The following is an 11,553-nucleotide window of genomic DNA, read 5'->3' as shown; positions in this document are numbered from 1 at the left end:
ATTTGTGTAACATTGAGAATAGAATATGGCTTCAGGTTTTTTTGCAATTTTAGATGATATAGCTGCCTTAATGGATGATGTTGCAGTCGCAACGAAGGTAGCCACACACAAGACAGCAGGCATTTTAGGGGACGACCTGGCGGTCAATGCAGAGAAAGCAACAGGTTTTTTATCCTCCAGGGAGATTCCGGTACTTTGGGCGATCACCAAAGGGTCACTGCTCAATAAGCTCATCATCGTTCCGATCGCACTCTTATTAAATGCTTTCTTCCCGGCTGCTATTAAGTTTGTCCTGATTTTAGGCGGACTTTATCTCGCATACGAAGGCGTCGAAAAAATAATTGAATTCTTCTTCCACCGTTCAAAGAAAGGAGACGAGGTTATTGAAGAAGTTAAACAAGATGATCGCGCTGCAGAGGCCACGAAGGTCAAATCCGCCATCACAACTGACTTCATCCTGTCTGTTGAAATTGTCATCATTGCCCTTGGGAGCGTTCTGGACGAGAGTCTCACCACGCAGATTCTTACCGTATCGGTCGTTGCGGTACTGGCAACCATCGGCGTCTACGGCATTGTTGCGCTGATCGTCAGAATGGATGATGCAGGCTATAAACTGATGCGGGTATCTGAAGACAAGGGATTGTTAGCCAAGCTCGGCTTATTGCTCGTTAAAATGTTGCCGATTATCATAAGGGTACTGGCGGTTGTAGGAACCATTGCTCTACTGCTCGTTTCGGGAGGCATATTTGTCCATAACGTGGAATATTTCCATCATGTATTTCCAACCATACAAGTAACTGTCAAGGAGTTTGCGTTTGGAATAGTGGCCGGCCTCATCGTGGTGGCTGGTGTAACACTGGTAAAAAAAGTAATCTCACTTTTCAAACGTCAGCCTAACACAGCAGGATAGTCGCCTATCTATCTTCAGATTTCATATTGTCGCCATCCCTGAAATGCAGTCTTCTGAAGATGAAACCAGAGAGTATGGTTAATACGCCGACAACGAGGAATGTATAACGGAATGCATTGTGTATTTCGTTATGTATCAACCTCTCATCGCCCTGGAAGATCTTGAGAACGATAAGTCCGAATGCGACACCAAAGCCGATAGCAAGTTGTTGATTGACAGAGACCAGCGAGTTTCCGCTGCTTGTATGGTATTGGCGCAGATCAGCAATGGAAATGGTGTTCATGGAAGTGAACTGGATGGAGTTAAAGAAGCCCAGCACAGCGATAATGGGTATATACCAGTAAATAGACGTGTTGACTGCGGGAATAGCAAGACTGCATATCAGCATCCCGATAACGAAGGTATTGGTCATCAGCGTAGCACGATAGCCAAAGCGGTCGAGTATCCCGATCACCACCGACTTACCGAACATGGCCGTTAGAGCCATTGGCGCGACAATCCATCCGGAGGTTACGGCAGACTCCCCATATGCGATCTGTATCATCATGGGCAGTAACAGCGGAATGGAGCTGATTCCCAAGCGCGTGGCCAGGTTACCCAGTATGCCTACGCGGAACGTACGCACCTGGAAAAGATTCAGGGGGAATATCGGATTCTCGTCTCTAGATGCGTGCCGGTAGTAAAAGTACAGCATCAGGAATCCACCAAGCAAAATAACCAGAACGGGAGTGATATGTACGGTATTACCAAATAACTCCAGAGCAACGGAGAGTAGTAAAGAAGCCGCTGCGAAGATAAGGAAGCCTTTCAGATCAAAATCAATGATAGGTGACTTATAGTCGGGCATAAACCTGACACTTAGCGCGATTCCCAGCAGGCCTATCGGTATATTGATGAGGAAGATCCAGTGCCAGGATAGATAATCAACCATATACCCACCAACGAGCGGCCCAAGAACGGGGCCTATCAAGGCGGGAACAATGGCGAAGTTCATCGCTTTTAGCAGCTCATGTTTGGGGAACGTCCTGATCAGAGCAAGTTTGCCAACCGGAGTCATCAGGCTCCCTCCTACACCTTGTATCATTCGTGCAACCACTAGCTGAGAAAGATTTTGGGATAATGAACAGAAGAGCGAACCCGCACTAAACAAGATCAGCGAAAGAATGAAGATCCTTCTGGTGCCAAACTTATCAGATAAAAATCCGCTGACGGGCATAAATACCGCCAGGGTCAGCACATAACTGATGATAGCATTTTGCATATCCAAAGGCGACTCGTGCAGATCCCTGGCAATCGCAGGAAGCGACGTATTCAGGATTGTAGAATCCAGCATCTGCATAAAAATAGAGGTAGCCAGGATAATAGGAAGAAGTTTCTTTGTTGTTTCGGTACTGGATGTTGCTGCTGTTGACTTCATGGGCGCGATGCTAAGAAAAACGGCAAAACAGCTTCATTGTTTGGTTTGTTAAAGCAATGAGTCCTGGGCCTTGGAGGCTGCGCGTTTGTTTGTTACGCTCCAGGCTGAACTTAAAATCTACCGCGCTATGCAGAATAACGATCATCTGATTAACGAACTCGAGAAGCTCCTGAGGGGAGGAACGGCACATGTCAGCTTGCATGATGCTTTGAAGGATCTTCCGATGGATCTGCTTGGAAAGATGCCGGAGCATCTACCCTATAGTATCTGGCAATTGGTAGAACATATCCGGATTGCGCAATGGGACATGCTCGAATTCTGTAAAAGTGCCGAACATCAGTCGCCTGAATGGCCTGAGGGTTACTGGCCCGAAGAATCAGCTCCTGAGGATAGCGAGACCTTCGAAGCAAGCGTAAAACGTATCTGGTCTGATCTGGAAGAGTTTATCGCTCTGCTGCACGCAGGGAACCTATATGCTCCTTTAGCGCACGGAACGGGGCAAACCCTCTTACGTGAAGCGCTGCAGATTGCAGACCATACAGCGTATCACGTTGCAGAGATTGTTGTCATCAGACGTTTGTTGGGGGCCTGGGAGTCCTGATCAGAAGTTCAGAAAGAGGTACTTTCAGCCTTAAACAACTACGTAGAACCAGGCTGGATGTGTACCTTAACTGTATCTTGAGATCGCGGGCCAATAACCAGGTCTGTGGGTAGTAAACTTATTTCCCAATACAGAACTTCGAAAAAATATTATCCAGAAGATCATCCGTCGTCACCGACCCAGTAATTTCCCCAAGATAATACAAGGCCTGCTTGATATCCATCGCTAAAAAGTCAGACGTCACCGAATTATCCAAGCCATACAACACCCGCGACAATGCCTCCTCCGTCTTTTGCAGCGCTTCCACATGGCGGATATTGCTAACAATCACATCATCGTTGTTTATCTTGTGCAGATTCACTTTGCGTAATATCTCATTCTTCAACTCTTCGATACCATCCTTCTCCCTGGCAGAGATAAAGTTCAGATGAAGCGTGTCCAGCGACTGGATCAGAGATTCGTCTAAAAGATCCTTCTTATTGACGATACCAACATACGGAATTCCTAACGTCTCAAGCTCTTCCAGCTGCGCCCTAATTTCATCAACTTGCTGAACAACAGGATCGAAAAGATACATAATCAGCTTCGCCTGGCGCATCTTTTCCCGCGTTCGTTCTACGCCTTTTGCCTCAATGATATCGGCGGTTTCGCGAATCCCTGCTGTATCAATGAAGCGAAACACCACGCCTTTGATAGACATCTCATCTTCAATAGTATCACGTGTGGTACCTGCTATCTCAGATACAATAGCCCGCTCCTCGTTGAGGAGAGCATTCAGGAGTGTAGACTTACCGACATTTGGTTTACCTGCAATGACCACAGGAACCCCATTTTTCATCACGTTGCCCTGTTCAAAAGAACTGATCAACTTATGAAGTACCCGGTTGATCTTATTGATCAGATCCCGCAGCTGGTCTCTGTTCGCGAACTCCACATCTTCTTCCCCAAAGTCAAGTTCCAGCTCAATCATAGAAGCAAAATGAATCAGCTGTTCCCGGAGAACCTGCAATTCATTCGAAAAGCCTCCCCTCATCTGCTGCATAGCCACCTGGTGGGATGATGCTGAGTTCGATGCAATCAGGTCAGCTACCGCTTCTGCCTGCGAAAGATCCATCCCGCCGTTTAAAAACGCGCGAAGCGTAAATTCTCCTGGCTTTGCTGCACGGGCACCAGAACGGATTAAAAGCTTGATGATACTCTCAATGATGTACTGAGAACCATGAGTGGAAATCTCCACCACATGCTCCTTTGTATAGGAGCGTGGTCCGATAAACAGCGAGACGAGTACCTCGTCCAGGATGGCCTCTCCGTCTCTGATGGTTCCGAAATGGATGGTATGGGAGGGCCGACTCGACAGATCCTTCCCTTTAAATACTTTATTTGTTATCGTGATAGCCTCCGGACCTGATAAGCGGATCACACCGATTGCGCCGCTGCCTGAAGGTGTGGCTAGTGCCACTATTGTATCGTTGTTTGTCATGATATGCTTTTAAAACTTTTCCTCAATACCCAGCCCGAATAAAGCGAAGTCATACCTGACCGGGTCAAGGGGATCAAAATCCAGTAGATGATCTGTCAACTCCACTGCTGTTCGCCAATCTGTTTGCTTCCTGGAGATCAAACCTAGCTTTCTCGCTACGCGGTCTACGTGCAGGTCGCAGGGACATATAAGCTGCGAAGGTGATATCCTGTTCCATATACCGAAATCTACGCCCTTATCGTCTTTTCTGACCATCCAGCGCAAGAACATATTTAATCTCTTGCAGGTCGACTTCTGCGATGGTGAACTCACATGTTTGATTGTACGCGGAGGAAAGTCCGGCAGACTGAAAAAGTATCTCCTGAAATGATTCAGGATAACTTCTACCCTATGCTCGGTGCCGCTTACTGCCGACATGGCGCGAACCGCCATCTCATCTCCGTTATGATCCACGGGGTGTCCCTCGAATTCAAAAAACCGGCTTGTTCGCGAAGGCAGGAAGGCATCTTCCAGAGAATCGAAACGGGCGTAATGATGCTTGAAAAAGCTAACAAAATACAAGAGATCCGTATCGTTGAACGTGCGGTGCTTAAACCCTAAAAGAGCCTTCAGATCTTCCTCCTGATGCCCGCTTATAAAGGCATATGGTGTGCCCGACATACGCTCAATCAGTTCATTACACTTATTGATAATGGTTTTTCTCTGCCCCCACGCCAGTATAGACGCAAAGAAACCCATGATCTCTATGTCCTGCTTCAAGCTGAACTGATGAGGAATCACAATGGGATCGTTATCAATAAACGAAGGCTGATTGTATTGATCAGCCTTCATATCTAAAAACGACTTTAATTCTTGTCTGTCCAATTTCACTCCTAAGCTCCTATTGCTTGCTTAATATCCTCAAGAAGATCTTCAATATCCTCCACTCCCACACTTAATCTCAGTAAGTTATCTGTTACTCCTGCAGCTTCACGAATCTCCTTCGGAATCGAAGCATGCGTCATAGATGCCGGATGATTGATCAGCGACTCTACTCCACCGAGCGATTCTGCAAGCGAAAACACCTTAAATGACGATGCCAGCTTGAACGTGGCTTCCAGATCAGCCCCCTTTAAACTGAAGGAGATCATGCCACCAAAATCGCGCATTTGTTTCTTCGCTACATCGTGGTTAGGGTGATCTTCAAAGCCGGGCCAGTAGATCTTATCTACCTTGGGGTTAGACTTGAGGAACTCGGCTATCGCACGTCCGTTTTCGCAATGTGCTTTCATCCGGAGATGCAGCGTCTTCAGTCCTCTGAGCACCAGAAAACTGTCTTGTGGTCCCGGTGTGGCACCACAAGAATTATATATAAACCAAAGCTTCTTATAGAGCTCCTCATCATTCAGCATTAGTGCACCCATCACAACGTCTGAGTGCCCGCCCAGGTATTTAGTAGCCGAGTGCATCACAATATCTGCACCCAGATCTATAGGGGTTTGGAGATACGGAGAAGCAAACGTATTGTCAACAGCCAGCAGCACATTCTTCGCCTTCGCTATTGCAGCTACAGCCTGAATGTCAACAATCTTCATCGTCGGATTGGTAGGCGTTTCTATCCAGATCAGCTTGGTATTTTCGTTGACATACTGATGGATGATTTCCGGATCAGAAAGGTCAATAAAGTGGAATTTGATACCATAGTTCGCGAAGATTTTCGTAAAGATACGATATGACCCACCATAGAGGTCATTGCCCGTAATCACCTCATCTCCTGCCTTCAGCAATTTCATTACTGCATCGGTTGCAGCCATACCACTCGCAAAGGCCAGGCCATAACGTGCATTTTCCAGCGCGGCAAAGCAGTCTTCAAGGGCTTTACGGGTGGGGTTGGTACCCCTCGAGTATTCATATCCCTTGTGGTCACCCGGCGACTTCTGCCAGTAGGTAGAGGTCTGGTAAATAGGTGTCATTACTGCTCCTGTTGTTGGATCAGGCTCTTGTCCCGCATGTATAGCTTTTGTTCCGAACTTCATAATTGCATGTTGAACCGCAAAAATAAAACAATTTCAGGTTTAAGCACTTAATACATGAATTAATACATCAATATGTTAATCTCTCAATATATCGCTGTGAGGAAGCGCACGGAATGGATCGCTGCGCCTCTGAACATTGAAGATTATGTGGTGCAGCCGGTTGAATATGTGAGCCCTCCGAAATGGCACCTGGGACATACTACCTGGTTCTTCGAGACTTTCCTGCTGAAGCCCTACATCCAGGGCTATCGCGAGTTCAATGTCAACTACAATTATGTTTTTAATAGTTACTATGAAACAGTCGGGGCCCGTGTTATCCGCACAGACCGGGGGAACCTGAGTCGCCCCTCCGTTGAAGATATCTATAGATACCGGAAGTATGTTGACGAGGCAATGGCTGAGTTACTTAGTAACAGCGCTGGAGTCGATGACGAGCTGCGCGACCTGGTCACGCTCGGTCTCAACCATGAGGAACAGCATCAGGAACTGCTCTTTTCCGACATGAAATACATCCTGGGGCATAACCCCTTATTCCCACCCTACAACCTGAAGATGAACAAGGTAAAGATCATCTACAACCAGGAATGGGATTATCTCCATATGGATGAAGGGGTGTATGAAATTGGGCATAAGGGAAAAGGTTTTAGCTTCGACAATGAGCTGGGAAGACATAAGGTATACCTCCAGGAGTATCAGATAAGTCGCACTTTAGTAACCAATGCGGAATACATGGAATTTATCGCCGAGGGCGGATACAAGGATTTCCGGTACTGGCATGCTGAGGGTTGGGAATGGGTAAACCGGGAAAACATTCAGTCGCCAATGTACTGGCACCTGCTGGATGGCACATGGCACACCTATTCCATGGATGGCCTTGTCCCTGTCGAGCCGACGACCCCCGTTGTACATATCAGCTACTACGAAGCCCACGCCTACGCAGAGTGGAAAGGACAGCGCTTACCTACTGAATTCGAGTGGGAAGCCGCTTCTCCCCAGCTGCTGTATGGAAAGCGGTGGGAATGGACCGAAAGCGCCTATCTTCCTTACCCTGGCTTCCAGCGTGCACCCGGAGCGCTCGGCGAGTACAATGGCAAGTTCATGGTCAACCAGATGGTACTCCGTGGATGGTCTACGTTCACCTCACCGGGCCACGGAAGAAATACCTACAGAAATTTCTTCCACCCGCATCTTCGCTGGCAGTTTACCGGCATCCGTCTGGCCAAATAAATCAATCTACCTATGAATGTATTAACCGAATATATGCCCCTTACAGACGAGACTCTCAAAGCGTTTAAAGATGACGTGTTTAAGGGCTTGTCAACTGAACCGAAAGCACTTCAATCTAAATACTTCTATGACGCCCAGGGTGATGAGCTGTTTAAGCAAATCATGCAGTCTCCTGAATACTACCTGACCGACTGCGAGCTGGAAATATTCAGAGAGCATTGCGAAGAGATGACCTCCGTGCTGCGAAGCTTCAAAAGTAACTTTGATCTGATTGAACTGGGTGCAGGCGACGCCTCGAAGTCTTTCTATCTTCTAAAATGCCTGATGTCCAACGATCTTGATTTCACCTACATCCCCATCGATATCTCGTCCAACATCATCAACATGCTGAACGCCGAAATCCCGGAGCGACTTCCAGGCATTCGCGTGGAAGGTATTCAGGGTGACTATTTCGAGGCGTTGAAAAAGGCTGCGGCTATGTCCGGGCGACCAAAGCTAATCATGTTCCTGGGAGGCAACATCGGCAATATGTCGCCCGATGAGGCGCAGGCTTTCTGTGTCAGACTTCGTCAACACCTTTCTCCCGGAGATCTTGTTCTGATGGGATATGATTTAAAGAAAGACCCCTGGGTGATCTTCAACGCTTATAACGATCAGGCGGGCATCACAGAGAAGTTCAACCTAAACCTCCTTTCAAGGATCAACCGCGATCTGGGCGGAGACTTCATCTTAAGTCAGTTCCACCACTACGAAAACTATGATCCGGAGACCGGTGCGTGTAAGAGCTACCTGATCAGCAAAACAGATCAGACGGTTACCATTGATGGCCATTCATTCTCTTTCCGGGAAAACGAATATATTTTTACCGAGACCTCCCACAAATACACAGAAGGCGAGATCGAAGTATTCGCCTCAGCTTCCGGGTTCGCACCTGTGCTTACAATAAAAGATTCGAAGAATTGGTTTTCTGACGTTATTTGGAGGGCGGTGTAACGCCTTCCTCCTGATTTTTAACATACAGCTCGTCGACGATTACGATAACAAGAGCCAGAAGTGGAGTCGCCAGGATGATACCTAAGCCCCCGGTCAGCGTTCCGATCAACACCTGACTGATAATAATCATAGCCGGTGGGATTTTAATGATCGCATTCTGAACCATCGGCGTCACCACGTTGCTCTCAATAGCCTGAATGCCGACATACATAGCCGCTACAATAAGGCCGGTGTTGGTGTCGATGGTCAATCCGATTAACACGGCGGGGATCATCGCTATAAGCGGCCCGAAATTAGGTATAAAGTTTAGCAGTCCCGCCATCACTGCGAGTGCCAAAGCCATTGGTAAACCAACAATCTTCAGTCCGATGAAGGTGAAAATGGCAATAATAAACATGGCCAGCATGGCGCCTTTTAGCCAGCCTTTCAGCGTCCCGCTTATTCGATTCATCACCCTCCTGGCACCCTGCTTAGCCGGTCGGGGCATCAGCTTAACCACGCCTTCTTTATACATGGAGGGATTTACCGTAAAAAAAAGCCCGATAAAGAGAATAATGTAGAGATCTCCTACTACTCCAAAGCTTGTCCGGAAGATCTGCTGAAAGGAGTTCATCAGCTTCTGGCTATTATTTCCCGCGAAATAGTACAGGATCTTCCTACCCATGGTAGACTCTCTCAACTTGCTTTCGGCGGTATCAACCAGGCCGGGAATCTCCTTCGACATCTCACTCGCCTGCTGAGAAATCTTGGCTCCCATCAGGTAGAACATAGATCCGATAAGAAGAAAGGTAAACAGAACACCCACCGTCATGCTAACCGCGCGTTTCCACTTTGTTTTCCTCTCGACAAGATCAGCAAGCCCGTGGAAAAAGATAGAGATGAGTGATCCTGCGAAGATCATCAGCAGCACATTAAAAGCTGCCTTAAGAATAAAGATGAGGATGACCAGCAAAGCGATGATGCCGGCAGTGATCCAGACCTTTTTAGCGAACAGATTTAAATCTTTTTTTTCTTCAGTCATAATAGTACACGCAAGAAAACTGCTTCTGCCGTGAAAATGTTTTAAAATGACCAAATGGACTGTTGCTGACCAAGTCATATCACTGACGATGAACGGAATATTTTAGCAGAGACCTTCCCCGCTCACCTGTTCTTCGGCAGGAGCAGTATCGGCCCCACTTCAATTCCCTGATTTTTCTCCTTCGTACCGGCTTCAAATATCAGCTGGATCTTCTCAGCATCGGCGAGCCTCAATGAAGCGGGTCGTCCGGATACAGCAAAGGCTGATCACTATTCAAGTGACCAGCCTTTCTATAGCATACTTGAATAAATTCTAGTAAGCTCTTGCAAAAAGAACGCGTTGCTTAGAAGGTTGTCCGGAGTAAATACATACTCCATCCTCCAGCTTATTGTCCAAAGGAATACAACGGATAGTTGCCTTCGTTTCTTCCTTGATCTTCTTCTCCGTTTCAGGAGTGCCATCCCAATGAGCAGACACGAAGCCGGCTTTCCCATCCAGTACTTCTTTAAACTCTTCGTATGAATTTACTTCGGTGATGTTTTCAGAACGGAACTGAAGAGCTTTCTGATAAATGTTTGTCTGAATATCTTCCAGCAAACCTTCAATATGCGCAGCCAGGCCTTCCTGTGAAATGGTCTGTTTTTCTTTTGTATCTCTTCTCGCAATCTCTACGGTGCCGTTTTCCATGTCGCGGCCGCCAATAGCAATACGTACAGGCACACCCTTCAATTCGTATTCAGCAAACTTGAAACCGGGGCGCTGCGTATCGCGGTCATCATACTTAACCGAAATACCTTTTGCTTTAAGCTCAGCATGCAGATTATCAGCAAATTCAGTGATCTTAGCTAAATCAGCATCGCTCTTGTAGATCGGAACGATCACCACCTGGATGGGTGCAAGTTTCGGAGGAAGAACCAGACCTGAATCGTCGGAATGCGCCATGATCAGTGCACCCATTAAGCGGGTAGATACCCCCCAGGATGTTGCCCAGACATGATCCAGCTTTCCTTCTTTGCTGGTGAACTTAACATCGAATGCTTTAGCGAAATTCTGACCCAGGAAGTGAGATGTTCCCGCCTGAAGTGCTTTTCCATCCTGCATAAGTGCTTCGATACAATACGTCTCTACTGCACCTGCAAAACGCTCGTTCGCTGTCTTGATACCTTTCACAACCGGCATAGCCATCCAGTTTTCAGCAAAGTCGGCATAAACGTTCAGCATTCTCTCTGTTTCCTCAATAGCTTCGGCAGCTGTAGAGTGAGCTGTATGGCCTTCCTGCCACAGGAATTCGGTTGTACGCAGGAAGAGGCGCGTACGCATTTCCCAGCGCACCACATTCGCCCATTGATTCACCAGAATCGGCAGGTCGCGGTATGACTGGATCCATCCGCGATAGGTGTTCCAGATGATCGTTTCTGAGGTCGGACGAACGATCAGTTCTTCTTCAAGTTTTGCCTCCTCATCTACAATAATATTTCCCTGACCATCGTTCTTCAATCTATAATGGGTAACAACAGCACATTCCGTTGCAAAACCTTCAACGTGAGCAGCTTCTTTCGAGAAAAATGACTTAGGAATAAAGAGCGGAAAGTAGGCGTTACTATGGCCGGTGTCTTTAAACATCTTGTCAAGTGCAGCCTGCATTTTCTCCCAAATGGAGTAGCCATAAGGCTTGATAACCATGCAACCTTTCACAGCCGAATGCTCCGCCAGATCTGCCTTTGTAACAAGTTCATTATACCATGCTGAATAGTCGTCGTTTTTGCTCGTAATACCTTTACTCATATTTAATTTATGTTGTTTTTTTCGTAATTTTAACACACTGTCCGAGCGAGCAAAGTTATAAAACAAACCGGGCAATTTTACCATTATTTGACGCAACCTTTTCC

10 protein-coding genes are annotated in these 11,553 nt (G+C 47.0%); 4 read left to right on the top strand and 6 right to left on the bottom strand.

Features of this window, described 5'->3' with window-relative positions; genetic code table 11:
- Positions 1-25: 25 nt before the first annotated feature.
- Positions 26-910, top strand: coding sequence for a DUF808 domain-containing protein (locus ACO1NU_RS03095; RefSeq protein WP_448816993.1), 885 nt, complete (start codon positions 26-28; stop codon positions 908-910).
- Positions 911-914: 4 nt separating this feature from the next.
- Here the strand turns inward: ACO1NU_RS03095 and ACO1NU_RS03090 are convergent, their stop codons facing one another.
- Positions 915-2,327: an MFS transporter gene (locus ACO1NU_RS03090; RefSeq protein WP_448816992.1), complete on the bottom strand. Its 1,413-nt coding sequence runs from the start codon at positions 2,325-2,327 to the stop codon at positions 915-917.
- Positions 2,328-2,454: 127 nt separating this feature from the next.
- Between ACO1NU_RS03090 and ACO1NU_RS03085 the strand changes: the two genes are divergently transcribed.
- Positions 2,455-2,928: a DinB family protein gene (locus tag ACO1NU_RS03085; protein ID WP_448816991.1), complete on the top strand. Its 474-nt coding sequence runs from the start codon at positions 2,455-2,457 to the stop codon at positions 2,926-2,928.
- 118 nt (positions 2,929-3,046) lie between these two features.
- On the opposite strand, the gene mnmE is transcribed toward ACO1NU_RS03085, so the two are convergent.
- Genes mnmE through ACO1NU_RS03070 form a run of 3 tightly spaced genes read right to left on the bottom strand, consistent with a single transcriptional unit; the run spans position 3,047 to position 6,423 of the window.
- Entirely contained in the window at positions 3,047-4,408 is a 1,362-nt protein-coding gene (gene mnmE / locus ACO1NU_RS03080; RefSeq protein WP_448816990.1) for a tRNA uridine-5-carboxymethylaminomethyl(34) synthesis GTPase MnmE, read from the bottom strand.
- A 9-nt stretch (positions 4,409-4,417) separates the two neighbouring features.
- Complete coding sequence (locus ACO1NU_RS03075) at positions 4,418-5,239, bottom strand: TIGR02757 family protein (protein ID WP_448816989.1); 822 nt, start codon at positions 5,237-5,239, stop codon at positions 4,418-4,420.
- A 41-nt stretch (positions 5,240-5,280) separates the two neighbouring features.
- Positions 5,281-6,423, bottom strand: coding sequence for a cystathionine gamma-synthase (locus ACO1NU_RS03070; protein WP_448816988.1), 1,143 nt, complete (start codon positions 6,421-6,423; stop codon positions 5,281-5,283).
- Between the two features lie 72 nt (positions 6,424-6,495).
- Here ACO1NU_RS03070 and egtB point away from each other — a divergent pair, with 72 nt between their 5' ends.
- Together egtB and egtD are read left to right on the top strand one after the other, a co-directional pair.
- Positions 6,496-7,650, top strand: a complete 1,155-nt coding sequence (egtB, locus tag ACO1NU_RS03065; RefSeq protein WP_448816987.1) for an ergothioneine biosynthesis protein EgtB — start codon at positions 6,496-6,498, stop codon at positions 7,648-7,650.
- Positions 7,651-7,662: 12 nt separating this feature from the next.
- Positions 7,663-8,643 (top strand): L-histidine N(alpha)-methyltransferase, encoded by a 981-nt coding sequence (gene egtD, locus ACO1NU_RS03060; RefSeq protein WP_448816986.1) that lies wholly within the window; start codon positions 7,663-7,665, stop codon positions 8,641-8,643.
- Here egtD and ACO1NU_RS03055 read toward each other — a convergent pair.
- Both ACO1NU_RS03055 and proS read right to left on the bottom strand, forming a co-directional pair.
- Positions 8,624-9,664, bottom strand: a complete 1,041-nt coding sequence (locus ACO1NU_RS03055) for an AI-2E family transporter (protein ID WP_448816985.1) — start codon at positions 9,662-9,664, stop codon at positions 8,624-8,626. The two genes, egtD and ACO1NU_RS03055, sit on opposite strands and share 20 nt — an antisense overlap.
- A 312-nt stretch (positions 9,665-9,976) precedes the next feature.
- Entirely contained in the window at positions 9,977-11,449 is a 1,473-nt protein-coding gene (proS, locus tag ACO1NU_RS03050) for a proline--tRNA ligase (RefSeq protein WP_448816984.1), read from the bottom strand.
- Positions 11,450-11,553: the final 104 nt, after the last annotated feature.

The organism is Arcticibacter sp. (assembly GCF_053551015.1).
Note: the sequence above shows the minus strand (reverse complement) of the source record. Positions and strands in the feature narration are given on the sequence as shown.

Coding starts and splice junctions, on each gene's coding strand:
- ACO1NU_RS03055 (WP_448816985.1), bottom strand. CDS start 9,664: ATGACTGAAGAAAAAAAAGATTTAAATCTGTTCGCTAAAAAGGTCTGG.
- egtB (WP_448816987.1), top strand. CDS start 6,496: ATGTTAATCTCTCAATATATCGCTGTGAGGAAGCGCACGGAATGGATC.
- mnmE (WP_448816990.1), bottom strand. CDS start 4,408: ATGACAAACAACGATACAATAGTGGCACTAGCCACACCTTCAGGCAGC.
- ACO1NU_RS03090 (WP_448816992.1), bottom strand. CDS start 2,327: ATGAAGTCAACAGCAGCAACATCCAGTACCGAAACAACAAAGAAACTT.
- ACO1NU_RS03075 (WP_448816989.1), bottom strand. CDS start 5,239: ATGAAGGCTGATCAATACAATCAGCCTTCGTTTATTGATAACGATCCC.
- proS (WP_448816984.1), bottom strand. CDS start 11,449: ATGAGTAAAGGTATTACGAGCAAAAACGACGACTATTCAGCATGGTAT.
- ACO1NU_RS03070 (WP_448816988.1), bottom strand. CDS start 6,423: ATGAAGTTCGGAACAAAAGCTATACATGCGGGACAAGAGCCTGATCCA.
- ACO1NU_RS03085 (WP_448816991.1), top strand. CDS start 2,455: ATGCAGAATAACGATCATCTGATTAACGAACTCGAGAAGCTCCTGAGG.
- egtD (WP_448816986.1), top strand. CDS start 7,663: ATGAATGTATTAACCGAATATATGCCCCTTACAGACGAGACTCTCAAA.
- ACO1NU_RS03095 (WP_448816993.1), top strand. CDS start 26: ATGGCTTCAGGTTTTTTTGCAATTTTAGATGATATAGCTGCCTTAATG.